The organism is Brevibacillus sp. MS2.2 (genome assembly GCF_013284345.1).
GTDB classification, from domain to species: domain Bacteria; phylum Bacillota; class Bacilli; order Brevibacillales; family Brevibacillaceae; genus Brevibacillus; species Brevibacillus brevis_C.
Genome location: NZ_JABSUZ010000020.1, coordinates 51,713 through 69,191, shown reverse-complemented (window position 1 = coordinate 69,191; position 17,479 = coordinate 51,713). Strand labels below are relative to the sequence as shown.

Here is a 17,479-nt window from a genome sequence, read left to right as displayed (position 1 = left end):
TATGAAGGTTCAAGAACCCAAACAAGTTAGTGAGCTTTTTATAAACAGTATAGCCGAGCATCTTCGCGATTTAAGGGATAAGAATGGTATTTCACTATGGCAACAGGTACACCAAAAAAATATTAACTATTTTAATAAAAACTGCATTGGCTATCCTTGGACAAATCATTTGGCATTAGTAATGTTAGTTAGAGCTCTTAATAATCAGGATCCTCACTCAATTAAATGTACACAAGTATCCCTACATTCGCGTTTTAAAGATCTTTTCGCCTATTTTGATTTAACCACAATGGAACAATGGGAGCCTGACAGGCATATGTACGAATACTTAAAGAAAATAGTCCTCCCAGAGCACACAGATCATCAGAGGTATCGTTTCTTTGTCAATTATCATGCCTCACTGATTTTAGAAAACCAATGGTTTACTACAAAATTAAGTGAACAACAGAAAACAAATATAAAGCCCTTTCTACTCCCGATAACGCTTATAAACAAAGAAGAATTTTCATTTAGTAGGACAATTATTGAAAAACAGCAAGCCTGGCGAAAAAATGAAACCGATGCGATTGTACCCCATTATGTCAAAATTCGTGCTGAAGCACATTTACGATGGAATCGATTAAACCGATTAAGGAATAAGTATAGAGAAGTCGTCAACAAGATAACTTCCAAAACAAGTTTACCCATAGAATTTTGGTATGATGACATTGACACTAACCTAGAACATCAGAATGGAGAACGGTTTTATTTTCGACTCTGGGATAGAAGCTCCTTTGTGTTGGCACATCCCGAGAATTATAGCTCGGATACCCTTGGTCATGCGAAACGAAGAACCAGTTCTTATGCTAAAGAAGAGTTTTTCTTGGAGTTCATTAAGGCTGAAGATGTAAAGACCGGATCAAGTGTTGGATGTGAGGGTTTTTGGTTCTCCGATCTACTTTGTTATAAAGTTATTGGCAAATGGTATGCAGGTTGTCCTGATGAAGAAAAAGATATTAAGAAGCAGTTTTTACTCCAATGGGGATATGGAGACGAGCATAATAAAGAGCTATATCCTGCTCCTTTTGATGCAGAAATAGGAGGTCTTTTAAAACAAGGTCAATTTGTAACGATGAATCAAGAGAACGCCGAAGGCGTTTTAATTAATGTTGAGCCACTATACGCTGCAGCAACTTTTGGAGTAGCAGCCGTTGATATATTAACAACAACCGGTGCGCGTGCAAATGAACTGCTTCAGATTAGCTCCACAAAAGAGTGTATAGTCGTAGCTAATGACACATCCTTAGTGCCCCCACTAAAAAGATATATTTTGCGAGTTGTACCAAAGGGCCGCGACACATTAGAAAATTATTATGTTAGTGAGGAAACCATTAAACTCCTTTCAAAAATCAAGAGTCTTTTAAGAGAACATTATCAACAAGAAAAGATACCCTGTGTTAAGTACAGAGATCAGAGAGACCATTTGTTTGACAGTAAACCTTATTTTTTTCAGTATAAACACAAGCATTTCAACAAAAAAATCATAAATATCTGTGTTCGATTTCTTTTGCATGGAATTGTTATGAAAACTCCAGAAGGTAAACAAGTAACACTTAAATCACATCTCTTGAGACATGCGTTCGCAACCCACGCCGTTCAGGTCGAAAAGTTACCGATTGATGTTGTCGGTGCATTGCTTCATCAGAAAAACTTAAGGGTTACAGAATATTATTCAGAGCCGACACCTAGTATGATTTCACAACACGTTCATGATTGGCTCAGCGTTACCGCCACCCATCTTAATGTCAGTGAAGCTATTTTAAGAGCACCTACAGAACTGCAAGAAACGATTAAAGAATTGAGCACAAAAGCCGGTACGCTTACACAAGTAACCGGGGGTATTTGCTCAATTGATGCCCTATGCCCTATTAAGTTTGCTTGCGTGGGGTGTAGTGCCAAAGTACCCGTTCCAGAAAAGAAGAATGAAATAGAGGACATGAAGTCTTGGGCAATTGAAAGTAAAGCTTTCTTTGATAAAAAAGGTCAAATACTAGAATCCAGAAAACTAAATGAAGTGATTCGAAATTGTAACAAGGAACTGCAAGAAATTGAATCGATAGTAGGGTACCGAAAGGATGAAAAATATGACCCAGAGGTTAGAATTAGAACGCCCCTGGCTTCAAAAAAACTATTCTAATAAACAAGAACGAACACTTAATTTAGTAATTAAGGGAGTGGACTTTCTTAAACAAAATCAGAAGGTTGTTAGTTTAGCAAATCTTGAACATGCAACGAAGGTTATTGATCCAATGGGAAGAGGAGTTCATCGGAACACGATAAGAACAAACGTTATAGCATATGATTACTATAAAAATCATAGCTCTTCTTACCAGAAGAGATCCCAAATAACAAATAAACGGGGTTCGTCGCATTTAAATGTGGATTCTAACGTGAATTTTGAACATATTAAACCTGAACGTAATCTTGAGAATGTAAAAAAGAGATATCGAAAAATGACAAAGCAAGAGTTAATTAATAAATTAATTCAAGCAGAACAACATATTGCGGAGAAGCATAAAGAATGGCTCATTAACCAATTTGAAAAGTTGAAGTAACTGCAAGATACCTATTTATTTAAATGATTTACGCAAAGTATATTATTCCATGTTTGCAAGCAAAAAGCCGGTTATTCCTTAGCATAGGATAACCGGCTTTTCATATGTTTCTTAATGTACTTTTTCACTATTGGATGTTCAGAGAAAATAAAGAAGTCGACTGATGTTGTTGATCTGAGATATTTCAGTATAAAAAAGTTCATTCAATACCATAGAAAAAATAACAAGCTATCCAATCTTTCCATACAGAAAAGCCAGTCATAAAACACGTTAGTTCAACAATTTTCCGGTTACTTATGATACAGTGCGGCGTATTGTGTCTCAGTATAACGCTTTGGAGAAGAGTGAAGTGCGATTTGTGGTTGTCGAATTTACCACTTGCGCGGATATGTTTTCGTTTCTTGACAGATAAAACTTAGTTGAAAAACCTTCGATACTGCTCTGGTTTTATCACAAGTGGTTTCTTATATTTTCTTCTCCAATTTGTATTAATTTATTCAATAAATCGCTTGTGATAACTGGCTTAACCCGATTGGAGATAATGTTTTGATATTCATTATGGATTTTTATTCCTTTGTCTTTTCCATAACACTCAACAAACGGGTTTTTATTTGCTTCATGTGTAGAAACAAAAATTTTCTTTAAATCCTTATCCATTGTACAAAACAAGAAAACTTCATTTGAGTGGTTATCTTCCCAATACAAGGTACTCCAGAAAGATAGATAAGTTAAATCCCATGCCTGATTTCTACATTTCTTTAATATCTCATCGACTTGCTTAATGTTAATCTGTTTAATTTTTCGTGAAAACAACATACACGCATAAACCAAGGTATACTGACAAAACAATAAGTTATTATTGTTCCACTTAATGAACTCAATCAACTTTTCAGTATTTCCTAATTCTTGATTTGCTAATAGAAAACTTATATGTAGCATTTCAGCATAGTGCATCTTATAATGGTCGCTCTCAACATTAAATATATAAGAATTCAAGTCTTTTGAAAGTGTCATCTGTGGTATGGTTTCTGTAATCCCCAAGGCTAGATCTAGCCACTGAAGAGGAGAATAAAAATTAAATAACTCAAGGAATATATTATTCTCTTTACTAGCCTTCAAATCATCATTTAAATTGTAAGCATATTCATTAAGTGCAATCCCTGCAGTAATTCTCACTCCATTAAAGTTAGCCCAAAACATGATGCTTCCTATTACTTTTAGGAGATAACTATCATTAAGAGTACCGTGTAGACACAATTCAATAAGTTTAGTGAGGATGTTTCTATCAAGGATTAGAATAAATTCTCTGCCATTGTAATTTGTGAAATCAGGAATTCCTTTAGGAGAAATTCTGGGATGGAATATTAGTTGGTTTTGGAGGAGGAACATCGTTACTTCTTTAATATGTTCTTCAGAGATCTTAATAATCTTCATATCTTCTCCTCGTTTTTATTTTTAGTAAGATTCAATTTGTAGATAACATCCTGTATTCACGCCGTCTGACGTCAGTCGGAAGTGTTCTGCTTGCTAAAATTGTAATCAATCTGTGAACCGAAGTCGTCAGTTTGATGTGCGAATAGGTGTTTAGCTAGTGAAAAATAAAGCCATAGCACAGAAAAAGAGGACAATAATCTACCCGAATAGGTAAAGAGCACATCTTTCTGAAATGTGCTCTTTCTTGTTTTTGAAATTTTATCTTGAATCAAATGCTTTTAGAACATCCTCTACAAGCCTCGAGATGATCTTCATTTCATTAATATTGCGTTCTTTCAAAAGTAAACCAATATAATCGGCTATCTTGTCTTTTTCTAATTGATCACTTGATTTGCTTTTATGGTATGTGTCAAACAATGCCCCTGGATGCACATCCAATGCTTCTGCGATACGTTCTAACGTATCAAGGGAAATATTCTTTTCTCCTCTCTCAATAGAGCCAATGTACGATTGAGGTTGATGTACTCGTTCACCCAATTGTTCCTGCGTTAATCCCCTATTTTTTCTTAACAACCTAATTCTGGTACCAACATGAGATGCTATGTTAGGCAAATCTCCACCACCTCTCTTTATCAGAGTAGGAAAGTGGACGATGTGGTTGAATACACTCTATGCATATATTTCTAATTGATTTTAGATGTTTTAAAATCTATATTGGAAATTAGAATATCGATTTTAAGGAGACTATCATCATGAATACACTACCTAGCCAAATTGTCATTGAAAATGTCTTGCAATGCAAAATTCGAGGTAAAGTAGCCTATCAAAGTCATTTCCCTGCCTCAGTAGGGCTTCAGCTAACTTATGTTAAACCATTTGATTCAACTATTGTGAAGGGATATCAACGGCCAGTAGACTTAAAGCGCTGTAAAGACTTCTCTAAATACTTGTCTATGGGAGAAGATGCTCTTTTTACGCCTATTCTTTTAAATGCCGCGTCAAATTGGGAATTTTTTAGCTACGATCGTCAACGGCCCGCATATGGTCGACTCATATGTAGAGGAAAGGCGTCACTAATGGATGGTCAACATCGTATGGGTGGGATTCAAAATTATATTCGGGAGACAAACGCCGACTTAAATGTACCTTTTCTTGCGTTTCATTGTTTGGACGAGGATGAAGAGATAAAGTTATTTGACACTATCAACACAAAAGCAAAAGGAATTGGTACATCACTTAGCAAATTCTTACGTCGCGATTCAGATGACATTAGCTGGGTTGCTACGGAATTAATTGCACTAAAGGAAAGCCCTTTTTTTCATATCGGAAGCATTATTGGCAAGCGTAGCAAGGGCCGTCATGTGACTCTACAAAATCTATATAGATCGCTACATTACCTAACGTCGGATAATTTGCTGTCTAGTTTATCCAAAGAGGAGAAACTTGCAGCATCACTGTGTTATTACGATACCATAAGACAGACATTCTCTGATGAATGGAATGATTACAAAGGCTATAGGTTAGTTCATATTGTTTGCTTAGATGCACTCTCTATTGCCGGACGTGACGTACTATCCAATTGTCTTGTAAATGGAAAGAAGCAATTAGATCACTCTGAAATTCAACGACATGTAAAACGATTATCATTAGATTGGTCAGTTGAAGGGCCTCTAAAATATCTGAAAGGTATAAGTGGTTCCAGAGCGTTAGCCTCAAACTAAAAAGAACAAATGCTTCCCGAATAAAGGGAAGCATTTTTTTAGTGGCTTCGATATCAAAAAGAAAACTATAATAAAGAATAATTAAAATAACGAATCTAGTTTGTAAAAAACAACTATGCTCATACCTTTTCATTGACTGTTCGAATAGTCTCCTGCTTTTATACCTGATTCCTATTTTTTTCGATTCCTCACACGATTCATCATGATAAGTTAAGTGTTTTACTGGTACTAGACTACTATTTTTATTACTGAACAATCTGAATACATGGCTTGTTAGTAATGACAAAGGAAAATGCCGAAATATGTAGAATTATTAGGTGGAATTTATTGTTATTTTTATGAGGGAGAGTGCTCAATGCGGATTAATAAAGTAAAAATAAAGAATTTTAGGCTTTTAAAAGACGTAGATCTAACACTCGAGCAAAAAACAACTGTAATAGTTGGACGCAATAATTCTGGTAAGACCTCTTTCACTGAGGTTTTTAGACGGTTGTTATCAGATAACACTCCAAGATTTAACTTAGAAGACTTTTCAATCTCAGTTCAGGATGATTTTTGGAATGCCTTTATTCTAATGAAACAAGGGAAAGAGGATTTAGAAATCAGGGAAATCCTTCCGTTTATAGAGGTAACACTCTCTCTCAATTATGATATAGAAACTGATGATTTTGGTCCGCTTAGTGAATTTATTGTAGATCTTAATCCAAGCTCCACAGAGGTAATCGCAAACATTAAGTATCAGCTGAAGGATGGAAAAATCAATTCGTTTTTTGAAAATCTTCACTTCTCAGGAGAGTCGGATAAACTAGCGGATGAAAAGAAAAACTTCTTTAGAATGATGAAAGAACGGGTACCTCAACTGTATTCCGCGTATATATATGCTATAGATCCAGGAGATGATACTAATCAAAAGGCTATAGATATTTCTAAGTTTCGTACCCTTTTACAAACGGGATTTATTAACGCCCAGCGTGGTTTAGATGACACTACCCATAGAGATAGTGAGGTTTTAGGCAAGGTAGTCGAGCGTATGCTAGATATTGCAAAAACGGAGACTGCCTCACCAGAAGATAATCAAACTGCTTCAGCTCTAGAAGAAGCAGTTAAAGACATTCAGGAAAAACTTGATACTGATTTTAACGAACATCTCAATAAGCTGCTCCCAGCGCTTTCTCTCTTCGGATATCCGGGCTTAAATAATTTACCACTACATACTGAAACAACTCTTGATGTCAGAAGACTTTTAGAAAATCACACTAAAGTCCGTTACCCAGGAATAAATGGCATTAACCTTCCTGAAACTTATAATGGGTTAGGATCTAGAAATTTAATATATATATTATTCCAGCTCTTTGAGTTCTTTAAATCGTATAAAACTCAGAAAACAGCCCCTAACTTTCATTTGGTTTTTATAGAAGAGCCTGAGGCACATTTACATCCACAGATGCAAGAGGTCTTCATCAGGAAATTAACTGAAATTGCTGATGATTTTTCCAAAAGCTTTAACAATGGATCACCTTGGCCAATTCAATTTGTCATAACAACTCACTCTACACATATAGCTAACGAAGCACCATTTGAAGCAATAAGATATTTTTTAAGTACGAGATATGGGGAGATTTACACCCGAGTGAAGGATTTGAGAAAGGGTTTTTCATCTGATTCCAATAACGAAGAAGACAAGGAATTCTTACATAAATATTTAACTTTAACAAGGTGCGATCTGTTTTTTGCGGATAAAGCAATTTTAATAGAGGGTCCTACTGAACGGTTACTCATGCCAAGAATGATTAAAAAGATTGATGCAACAAAGCCACCTGAAGAAAGTTTATCTAGTAAGTACTTGTCGATCGTTGAAGTCGGTGGTGCTTATGCTCATCATTTTTTTGCATTCCTCAACTTTTTAGAGCTACGTACTTTAATTATTACAGATATTGATACAGTAAAACCAGTTGTTCAAAGTAACGGAACATATCGTAATAAATGTGTGGTGGCGGAGGGTACTCACACAAGTAATACGTGCATTAAAAAATGGTTTGGTGACAATGAGATAACACCAGAAATACTAATAAATAAATCAAATGAAGAAAAGTGTAACGGTTTTATACGTATTACCTATCAAGTTCCAGAAACAACTGATCCTGCAAGTGAAGAGATAACTAATGCAATTAACCAAGTTGCTGCAACTATAATTTCGGATATCGATATGCCAGATACCGATATTATGAAGGCTTCAGAGGGTAGTGAAACAATAGAGGTGGTGCAGGAATCGGTCCTGTTACAAGGGCCGACTGGAAGAAGTTTTGAAGACTCATTCATGTTAGCGAATAAGGATTTGTTTGGTATTGTAGGAAATACCAGTATAGAACTAGCACAAGATGCTTGGGAAAAAGCTAAAAAAATTGATAAGACCAACTTTGCTCTCGATTATGCTATTAATAACACTGAATGGAATGTTCCTACCTACTTAAAAGATGGTTTATGTTGGTTGGCCGCAAATCCTGAAGTAGGTGCTGGTGATACCCCTATAGATAGCACATCAACCGAGGTGAGAACAGATGAATGAGACGTTTACTATGAACCCTGCAGAAAAGGCTGCTAAAGAAGCTCTCGACCGTGTATACGCATGTATAGAGCAGCGAAAAAGCTTTGTACTTGAGGCTGGGGCGGGTGCAGGTAAAACATATTCGTTAATCCAGGCATTAAGATACTTAGTTCTAAATCAGGGCTATGCCTTACAACGAAAAGACCAGAAAATTGCTTGTATCACTTACACTAATGTAGCTAGGGACGAAATTGAATCTCGTACCGATCGTAATCCGGTGATTTTTTCAGCAACGATTCATGCTTTTTGTTGGTCATTAATTAAGGATTTTCAACCTAAATTACGTGAAATTTTACCACAACTGGATAAATGGCCTGATAGACTTAGCGATGTTGGAGAATTAAATAATCATTATATAAAATATGATTTAGGTTACCCAAAAGTTGAGGATAAACAAATATTACTTGGTCATGATGATGTTTTATCTTTAACGATACGATTTATCGAGGATATTAAATTTCGAAAAATATTAAACCATCGATTTCCTATCATTTTCATTGATGAATATCAAGATACAGATATAAAGTTTGTGGATTCTATAAAGAAACATTTCTTAGATTTAAATGAAGGACCGCTGTTCGGCTTCTTTGGGGACCATTGGCAAAAAATATATGGCTCAGGATGCGGTATTATTGAGCATTCAAATGTAGAAAATATAGGTAAGCGAGCTAATTTTCGCTCGAGTAAGACAATTGTTGAATGTTTGAACCGAATGCGACCTGACTTAACGCAAGAAGTAAGTGATCCTTCTGTGGAGGGTTCAATACTTGTTTACCATACGAATGATTGGCAGGGTGTACGACGCTCGGAATCTCACTGGAAAGAAGACCTTCCCTCTGACATTGCTCATATGTATCTTGAGGAGACTAAACGTGAGCTCACTAAAAGTGGGTGGGATTTTTCACCGGATAAAACGAAGATTCTTATGTTGACTCATAATTTACTTGCCCAAGAACAAGGGTATCGCAATATCGCGGATGTCTTCTCTCGAAACGAGTCATATATAAAAAAAGAAGATGACTATATTGCATTCTTTGTTAACACACTTGAACCAGTATGTGTTGCTTACGAAAATCGAAAGTTTGGTCAAATGTTTTCTGCTTTAGAGGGGAAAACGCTAGTTATTCGTTCTCATAAAGATAAGAATGAATGGGCAACCCATATGAATACACTTCTTTCTCTTCGTAAGAATGGAAACATTGGTATGGTTATTGATCATTTACGTAAAACGAAATTTCCACCTTTACCTGAAAAAATAGGACGAATTGAAACAGGTCTTGAATCGTGGAGTACCATGAAAGAACTGGATGAAAATGAAAAAAAAACATTTGAAAGGATTACTAAACTTAAAGCAATTGCTTATAAGGAAGTCATTGCTTTGGCAAATTTTATTGAAGAAAGAACGCCATTTGCAACAAAACATGGTGTTAAAGGAGCTGAATTCGATAATGTGTTAGTGGTTATCGGTCGGGGCTGGAGTATGTATAACTTTTCACAAATGTTGGAGTATGCTTCAATCGGTGTTCCATCCGGAAAAATGGACACCTACGAACGAAATAGAAATTTGTTTTATGTTGCGTGTTCACGTCCAAAGAAACAGTTGGCACTTCTCTTTACACAAAAATTATCAATTCATGCAATAGAAACCCTATCTACTTGGTTTGGCAAGGAGTCGTTTCGTTCTTTGGTGCTAAACCACGGAGACGAGATATCAGAACAAGGGTAAAGCTTTTACTGAATAATGATATAAACTATAAGGTAACACTTTATGTTACTTAAGTGTTCTTACCTTAAGATAAAACTGAAGTGAATACCATTGTTAACTGATGCTGTTGATCAATAATAAAGACATTTAATTTAGTCTAAAGTTGTTTAATTATGATAAAAATATCCGTCAATGAGTGGCGGGATTCCGTGGTCATTGGAGCTAATTTAATGAAATTGTATAATTTGTACAATGAAAAAATTCTATCAATTGATCGTAAAAGCAGGGGGTAATGATGGACAGGACGGAAGTTATAGCAATATCCAAAATCGCGACACTAATCAGTGAGGAAAAAATCATCAGAACCGATGATAACTCAGTGTGGGATAAAATACTATCCAATGCGGGACAAAGCGAATTATATGAGCGGTATGAAGAAAATTTGCAGCCATACACTTACAATGGAAAGTATGAGAATCCCAATCGGAAGTTTAAGGAGTTTTTCACGGCCATCAAAACGATTCTTAAGACCGTATACATGGAATCAGAGAACAGTGGAGAGTTCCAAAAACTCATGGAGGCAATCGTAGATGCCATCGACTTTAACCTTATCCTAGAAGGAAACCATGAGGAACTAGAGGAAGGCAATTACTATTACAATTTTAAGCAGTACATGGAACGTGTAGACGATCGGTTGGCGAAATTAGCGATGGAAACCATGCCATCGCCCGCTTACAAGGAATTCGTCTTAAACTTGAACATACTAAATCTGGACATCCAATTCGAAAACCGTAAGCTTAAGTTGCGCCCCTTGACGGAAGACGTAGAGCATGCTAATCAAACAACTAGCGTCATTATGGACTGGTTGAAGCATGATCATCCAGCCATTGCGGATGTTTATAAAGAGGCGCTCGAATCATACTCTAACGGGCAGCCAGTGTCATGCATTGCCAGTTGCCGTATCATCATGACAGGCCTGTTTTCGGAATCAAAGGACGAGCAGACTAAGTGGGCCAATGGGCTTCGGAACGTTAGTACGGATCAAAATATCCAAAACGTAACCGCAAAGGATATTATAGACAATAAGGCCAATCGAAACTTCAACTATCCTAGATTTCGATCGATCTATGGCCTCTACGTGATGACATGTGACTTAGGAGCGCACAATCTGGAGGGACCAATTATAGACGGAAGCGTACAACGCGAAGTCGCAACTATGAATGACGCGCTCCTCTGCTTACGAATGACACAGGACGTTCTCTTATGGGTTAAAGCAACGAAGCAAAGGTGAAGCCTTAATTGGGGGACAAATAGCCGAAATCGAGACATCAACTTCGAGGGGAACTGCCCCCCAGATAAATAGTTTTTAAACAGCATTATTTCTAACCCGGCCCGAATAACAGTCCGGGTTTAATGCATTTTTTGCCTGCGATTTAGTTAATTTTAATATCAGAGAACAGAGGTCCATTACCCGATAAATGTCACGGGAACAAAAGTTGTAGACTGGAGTTATTAATACTACACATATGTTGAATAGTAACTTTGGCAACTTTTTTAACATAAGTTATAGACTGATCCCTATAAATAAGCAGCATCAGACTAAGACTTGGAAAATAAGGACTTTGACTGCTGCTGTTATATAACGTTATCTCTCACAACGAAAACATGAAGAGGAAGGTCAATCAATGCAAATACTAAAATCTTCATGCTTAGAATGTTAACAATGTGTTACATCATATATAAAGTCAAGTAAATTAATAACTTTAACGATTTTGTTGACACTTAATATAAATGAGCGGATGCCTGTCATCTTAAAAAAAGAGGACGAGGACTTATGGCTTGATCGAGAGAAGTATGATCGGTTGCAGCTCCAGTCGCTGTTTACCCCCTATGATTCCAGCGAGATGATGGTGTATCCGGTATCCACCAAAGTGGGCAGCCCGAAAAATGATGATCCTTCCTGCATTCAAGAAGTAGAGATCGACTCATTGTTTGAAGATGAATCCTTTCGTAGGACCTGAACTCTTTGTCGTAATTCCTGTTCGGTTAACGACTCTAATTGCAACAAAGCCTCGTATGGATCATCACCCGGAATATGAAAGTATCGAGCAAATGCAGGCTCTGTTTTGATGCCGTTTTGCTTCAGAGCTCTGATATGTTGGTACGCATGCACGCCTCCTATGTCTAGCAATCGTGCTTCGATGTCCATATGACGATAGGCATTTTGCTTTTCGACAGCTACCGGTTGAGCAAACAATTCAAACCAAAAGTCAGCTGTGAAAAACGAGATTACGCACGTAGGAGTAGTTTTTACATCTAGGTGTGTCACTTCAAATCCGGGAAAGCATCCAAACGCTGTACGAACAGCTTGCTCAAACTGTTCCAGATCGTGACTCTCGCAAATAATATCCAAATCGCTTTGCACAACGTCAATATCTAATGGGATGGTTCCGGCAAGCACAGGACGGAATTCGGATAGTACCTCCATGATGTGGGTCTGTTGTATCGCGTCCCACGCCGCTTTTTGGCGCATCGTCCCTCTACCCAAGTAAGAAAGATCATGCCAATTTCTCATGAGACTACCTCCAGTCTACTTTCTTTTAAAATAGTTTAGACAAAAGTGAATAAGTACGCAACGAAATTGGTCATCACTCGTATACCTAGATGAAGGGAGTGTAGTAGATGGAAATATTTTTGTGGGTAGTGGTTGTGTTATTGTTCTTGCTAAGCATCGCAGGAATTTTTTTACCCGTTTTACCTGATACGATATTACTGTGGGCGGGCTTCTTGCTCTATCACTTTTTCATTGCAGATCCGGGAGCGGGATTGCCGGCCTCCTTTTGGTGGGGAATGGTCGTTCTAAGTATTCTGCTTTACGGTGCTGACTTACTGACGAACATGTACTTCGTGAAAAGGTACGGAGGGTCCAAATGGTCGTCCATTGCTGCGGCGGTCGGAATTATTCTTGGGATTTTCGTTTTCCCACCGTTTGGTATGCTGATTTTGCCGTTCGTATTCGTCGTTCTTGTAGAGTTAATGGTGCAGAAGCAATCGATGGAGCGAGCAGTGAAAGCGGGCGTAGGTTCATTGATCGGATTTTTGGGCAGTGCAGTCGTAAAAGTCATCTTGCAAGTTTCGATGATCATCTGGTTTTTTGTCGCCAGATAACATATAGAAAACGAAAAGGACAGCCGAGGCTGTCCTTTTTTTACGTGGAAACTAGTGAATGAGTCGATAAACACCGATGACTTTACCGAGAATGGTGACATGCTCCAGAATGATCGGTTCCATCGTGGCATTTTCCGGTTGGAGACGGAAGTGGTTCTTCTCTTTGAAAAATCTTTTGACGGTCGCTTCGTCTTCTTCTGTCATCGCTACGACAATGTCACCATTGTTTGCTACGTGCTGTTGGCGAACGATTACGTAATCTCCGTCGAGAATTCCGGCATCAATCATACTGTTCCCGGAGACGCGCAGCATATAAACCTTGTCAGAAGTCACGATATTGTCTGGAAGAGGGAAGTATTCTTCCACATCCTCAATGGCAGTAATCGGTTGTCCAGCGGTTACTTTTCCGATTACTGGCACACGGACGACAGAGTCTTCGAAATTGTCTTGAAAACGATCTTCATCGGATAGCAATTCGATGGCGCGAGGTTTGGTAGGATCTCGACGAATGAGGCCTTTTTTCTCTAAGCGTGCCAAATGCCCATGTACCGTTGAGCTGGAAGCTAGTCCAACAGCCTCTCCGATTTCACGTACAGATGGCGGATATCCTTTATCACGAACTTCCTTTCGTATGAACTCGATGATGGCTTGTTGTCTACTCGATAATTTTGACATAGAAAGACACCCCTGATTTCTCGAACATATTTTCCTATATTATACCATGGGAGCTTGCGTTCGACAAACATAAGTTCGATTCTTTGTTGACATGAACATATGTTCTCATTTATCATGAGGTTATAAGTGATCAGAACGTATGTTTGTGAGGAGGCTATTATTATGAATTCATCGACTGTTCGTAATCGTTTCGAGAAAAAAGAAGAACGCCGTGTTCGTTTTGGTATCACGAGAGGACAAGCTCTCTTGTTTCTTATTACATTTACTCTCTTTTTTTATTTGTTGACCGAACTAGTGTTTGCTTCTTCGCCAATAGAGGAGCCACAAGGTATAGAAGTAACCGTACAATCTGGAGATAGCCTATGGTCATTAGCTGTTCAATACAATCCAGATCCGCATATGGATGTTCGAGACTATATAATAGAGATTAAAGATGCGAACGGTTTAGAGAGCAACAGGATTTATCCAGGTCAGACTCTCATCCTTCCTGATACTCCGTAAGTGTTCGGCTGTCTTGCGGGATCATTCGAATGTGGTATAATGAAGCGGCACTACTACAGAGTGGGAGGAACCAGCAGTGGTATCTGACGCAGAAATTAAACGCATTAACGAATTGGTCAAAAAATCTCGCGAAGAAGGTTTGACCGAAGAGGAAAAGCTTGAACAAAAAGCATTGCGCCAAAAGTACATTGACGCCGTTAAGCTTTCATTGAGAGCAAATTTGGATTCCATCCGTTATGTGGAAGACCTTGAAGAAAATAAGCCAAAACAGTAAGATAACAATTACTGATACGACAGACATCCTCGCTTGACGCTAGGGTGTCTTTTTCTGTGACATACATAACAGCTTTGATAGCCAAGGAGGGAAAGCGATGGCCTGGATAGCTGTGGCGGTTGGAGGAGCAGTTGGCTCTCTTTTGCGCTACCTATTGTCTTTACTCGCAAACCAACCGGGATGGCCGTGGGGAACCTGGATCGCCAATGTTTGTGGATCTTTGATCATCGGCATCTTGTTCGTGCTAGGGAAAGAACGTGGCATTTTATCTCCGACACTCTATCTTTTATTTGCAACGGGGGTCATGGGAGGATTTACGACGTTCTCTAGCTTCTCCTTGGAAGTGGTCTCTTTTTGGGGAGAAGGCCACTTGTTGCGTGGCACTTTGTACGCTCTTCTCAGTTTGGGAGTCGGACTACTTTCTTGTGCGGTTGGAATATGGTTGGCTAGGCAATGGTCCTAATACGTTCAATGACACGATACATGTGAGGGGGAATGATTGTGAGTACACAGCATCGTGATTATGAATTGGAACAAAAAAAGCTGGATGATACCATTTCAGCGATCGACGAAGAAATGGAGCAGCTTCGTAATGATATTCGCGAGGCAACAGATGACTATGTGAAACAGGTCGTTAACTATAATAAGGCAAAGGATTTGCGTTACCTAGAAGATCAGGGGCGAGAGAAGCCTTATTTCGGCAGAGTGGATTTCTTGAAGGATGAAATCTACGAGCTGGACCAGGTCTACATAGGAAAACGGGGAATTGTACGCAGTGATACGTTTGATTCTGTCGTCGTGGATTGGCGTGCGCCTATCGCCAGTCTTTATTATTCCGGTGAGAGCAAAGACGCGTTTTACCGGATGGGACGCGAGATCGTACGTGGTGAAGTTCGATTAAAGCGTAATTTTGCGATCGAAGACGGAAAGATCGTCGGCATCTATGATGGAGCAGTAAAAGAAACGATTAACCGTGAGATGGGGCATCCCGACGAGTTTTTGCAAGAGGGCTTCATCGATGAATTTTTGGCAGCCAATCTGAATCAGGCGAACGATAGCAGACTAAAAGACATCGTCGCAACGATTCAATCTGAGCAAAATGATATTATCAGGGCGGAAAAAGAACGGCCCATTGTTGTGCAAGGAGTAGCAGGGAGCGGAAAAACGACCATCGCGCTGCACCGACTCTCCTATTTGATTTATAACTACCAGGATTCCATGATGTCCAAAAAGTTCATGGTGTTTGCACCTAACCGGATGTTTCTTACCTATATATCCGAGGTTTTGCCTGAGTTGGGGGTCGATGACGTTCAACAGTCTACCTTTGTAGATTGGGCAGCACGTCTTGTGAAGCCTCTGCTGCCAAAAGGATGGAAAATCGTGAGTCCTGATAAGCCCCTTCAATTGTTCTTCGAAGAGGGGCAGGATGAGCGCCAGCAAGAAATGACGCGAAACAGACTTCGCTTCAAAGGATCACTCGCTTGTCGGGAGGCGCTTGAGCAATACATTCGTCATATCGTCGACACAAGAATTCCTTTTAAGAAGCTCAGCTTTTTATACAACAAGACGAAGCAAGTCTTTTCCATTCCGGGTGATTTTATTCGTCAATGCTTCCTGGAGTTATTCGCGAATATGCCGTATCATCGCCGGGTAGAAGCGCTTCGCAAGCATTTGAAACAAGAAATGAACAAGCAATTGTTTGCTCATTTGCGAGAGCGAAAAGTCGATTTGGACAAAGAAGGCTTGTACAAATTCGAGAAAATGCTGGAGCAAATACTGGATTCGTACCTGACTTCGTTTCCAAGACTGGAAATCTTTGCGGCTTATCGCGAGTTGATTGCTGACGAGGAATTGCTGCGCAAGCTCGTACCTGCTGACATTTCAGACGAAGTTGTGCGTGATGTGACGCAGTCAAGTGCTGCGCTGTTTGCAGAGGAGAGATTGGAGCCGGAAGATATCGCGCCATTGCTATACTTGCAGCATATTGTTGAAGGAATGAATAAGGCAGAGCATTTTGATCATACAGTTGTGGATGAGGCACAAGACTTGAGTGCGCTGGAAATAGCCGTCATTGCATTGGCAACCAAGCGAAACTCGTTAACGATCGTGGGAGATATTGCGCAAGGTATTCATAGCTACCGGGGGATTCATGCCTGGGAAGAGTTGACGAAGGGCATTTTTGCACAGTTGTTTCCTTCCTATTACACGTTGTCGCAAAGCTATCGTTCGACAATTGAGATCATGCGTTGTGCCAATGAAGTATTGCGGCAGATTGAATTGCCCGAGACGGTATTGGCAAAACCGGTTTTGCGACATGGCGAAAAACCAAGCATGGTCAAGGCTCGTTCACGAGCGCAACTGTGGGAGGACATCTCTTCGCGTGTGGCTGCCTACCAGTCGGAAGGCTTCAAAACGATAGCGATCGTAGCGAAAACCATTCAAGCGAGTAAAAAAGCACATAAAGGACTGCAAGACAAGATAGCTGATCTGACCCTGTTGGGCAGCAAAGATAACCAATTTCCGGGTGGCGTAACCGTCATGCCTGCTTTTCTAACGAAAGGTTTACAGTTCGATGTGGTCATTTTACTGGATGTGGACGCCTATCAAAGTAACGAATGGGACGCAAAACTGTTGTATGTCGCAATGACACGTCCGGTCCATCGCCTTGTTATGACGCAGGTGGATAACGTTTCTTCGCCGTTGCTGAAAGATTTATCGACAGAGCTGTACACCATGGCTACTGACGAATAAGAAACTAGGTATCAAAGAAAACCCTCTGCCTGTAAAAAAGCAGAGGGTTTA

16 protein-coding genes are annotated in these 17,479 nt (G+C 39.2%); 12 read left to right on the top strand and 4 right to left on the bottom strand.

The annotated features are described in order from the left end of the window. The first annotated feature begins 1 nt into the window (after position 1). A complete protein-coding gene (locus tag HP568_RS18300) occupies positions 2–2,176 on the top strand; it encodes a site-specific integrase (RefSeq protein WP_173629868.1) in 2,175 nt (724 codons plus the stop codon). Continuing rightward, on the top strand, positions 2,124–2,594 hold the full coding sequence (locus HP568_RS18295) for a hypothetical protein (RefSeq protein WP_173629867.1): 471 nt from the start codon (positions 2,124–2,126) through the stop codon (positions 2,592–2,594). Before HP568_RS18300 ends, HP568_RS18295 begins: the two co-directional genes overlap by 53 nt. 450 nt (positions 2,595–3,044) lie before the next feature. Here HP568_RS18295 and HP568_RS18290 read toward each other — a convergent pair whose 3' ends face one another. Next, a complete protein-coding gene (locus tag HP568_RS18290) occupies positions 3,045–4,028 on the bottom strand; it encodes a hypothetical protein (RefSeq protein ID WP_173629866.1) in 984 nt (327 codons plus the stop codon). A 258-nt stretch (positions 4,029–4,286) separates the two neighbouring features. Continuing rightward, entirely contained in the window at positions 4,287–4,640 is a 354-nt protein-coding gene (locus tag HP568_RS18285) for a helix-turn-helix domain-containing protein (RefSeq protein ID WP_173629865.1), read from the bottom strand. 140 nt (positions 4,641–4,780) lie between these two features. On the opposite strand from HP568_RS18285, the gene HP568_RS18280 reads away from it, so the two are divergent. From HP568_RS18280 to HP568_RS18260, 5 genes are all read left to right on the top strand, one after another. Next, complete coding sequence (locus HP568_RS18280; RefSeq protein ID WP_173629864.1) at positions 4,781–5,749, top strand: DGQHR domain-containing protein; 969 nt, start codon at positions 4,781–4,783, stop codon at positions 5,747–5,749. A 355-nt stretch (positions 5,750–6,104) separates the two neighbouring features. Next, the gene (locus HP568_RS18275; protein WP_173629863.1) at positions 6,105–8,315 is read left to right on the top strand and encodes an ATP-dependent nuclease; all 2,211 of its coding nucleotides are present in this window, start codon (positions 6,105–6,107) and stop codon (positions 8,313–8,315) included. Next, complete coding sequence (locus tag HP568_RS18270) at positions 8,308–10,080, top strand: UvrD-helicase domain-containing protein (RefSeq protein WP_173629862.1); 1,773 nt, start codon at positions 8,308–8,310, stop codon at positions 10,078–10,080. The genes HP568_RS18275 and HP568_RS18270 overlap by 8 nt, the downstream gene beginning before the upstream one ends. Before the next feature lie 271 nt (positions 10,081–10,351). Further along, complete coding sequence (locus HP568_RS18265) at positions 10,352–11,350, top strand: hypothetical protein (RefSeq protein ID WP_217366656.1); 999 nt, start codon at positions 10,352–10,354, stop codon at positions 11,348–11,350. A gap of 481 nt (positions 11,351–11,831) precedes the next feature. Further along, the gene (locus tag HP568_RS18260) at positions 11,832–12,080 is read left to right on the top strand and encodes an SOS response-associated peptidase family protein (RefSeq protein ID WP_309142228.1); all 249 of its coding nucleotides are present in this window, start codon (positions 11,832–11,834) and stop codon (positions 12,078–12,080) included. Here the strand turns inward: HP568_RS18260 and HP568_RS18255 are convergent. Continuing rightward, a complete protein-coding gene (locus HP568_RS18255; protein WP_048033339.1) occupies positions 12,026–12,634 on the bottom strand; it encodes a DUF4269 domain-containing protein in 609 nt (202 codons plus the stop codon). The two genes, HP568_RS18260 and HP568_RS18255, sit on opposite strands and share 55 nt — an antisense overlap. 107 nt (positions 12,635–12,741) lie before the next feature. On the opposite strand from HP568_RS18255, the gene HP568_RS18250 reads away from it, so the two are divergent. Then, a complete protein-coding gene (locus HP568_RS18250; protein WP_173629859.1) occupies positions 12,742–13,227 on the top strand; it encodes a DUF456 domain-containing protein in 486 nt (161 codons plus the stop codon). A gap of 51 nt (positions 13,228–13,278) precedes the next feature. Here HP568_RS18250 and lexA read toward each other — a convergent pair whose 3' ends face one another. Then, positions 13,279–13,902 (bottom strand): transcriptional repressor LexA, encoded by a 624-nt coding sequence (lexA, locus tag HP568_RS18245; protein ID WP_007718939.1) that lies wholly within the window; start codon positions 13,900–13,902, stop codon positions 13,279–13,281. A 162-nt stretch (positions 13,903–14,064) separates the two neighbouring features. Here lexA and yneA point away from each other — a divergent pair, with 162 nt between their 5' ends. The 4 genes from yneA to HP568_RS18225 all read left to right on the top strand — a co-directional run bounded on the left by yneA (position 14,065) and on the right by HP568_RS18225 (position 17,428). Next, positions 14,065–14,403: a cell division suppressor protein YneA gene (gene yneA, locus HP568_RS18240; RefSeq protein WP_173629858.1), complete on the top strand. Its 339-nt coding sequence runs from the start codon at positions 14,065–14,067 to the stop codon at positions 14,401–14,403. Between the two features lie 76 nt (positions 14,404–14,479). Beyond that, positions 14,480–14,677: a DUF896 domain-containing protein gene (locus HP568_RS18235; RefSeq protein WP_007718933.1), complete on the top strand. Its 198-nt coding sequence runs from the start codon at positions 14,480–14,482 to the stop codon at positions 14,675–14,677. Between the two features lie 97 nt (positions 14,678–14,774). Continuing rightward, a complete protein-coding gene (gene crcB / locus HP568_RS18230) occupies positions 14,775–15,140 on the top strand; it encodes a fluoride efflux transporter CrcB (RefSeq protein ID WP_173629857.1) in 366 nt (121 codons plus the stop codon). Between the two features lie 38 nt (positions 15,141–15,178). Beyond that, positions 15,179–17,428 (top strand): HelD family protein, encoded by a 2,250-nt coding sequence (locus HP568_RS18225; RefSeq protein WP_173629856.1) that lies wholly within the window; start codon positions 15,179–15,181, stop codon positions 17,426–17,428. Positions 17,429–17,479 lie beyond the last annotated feature (51 nt).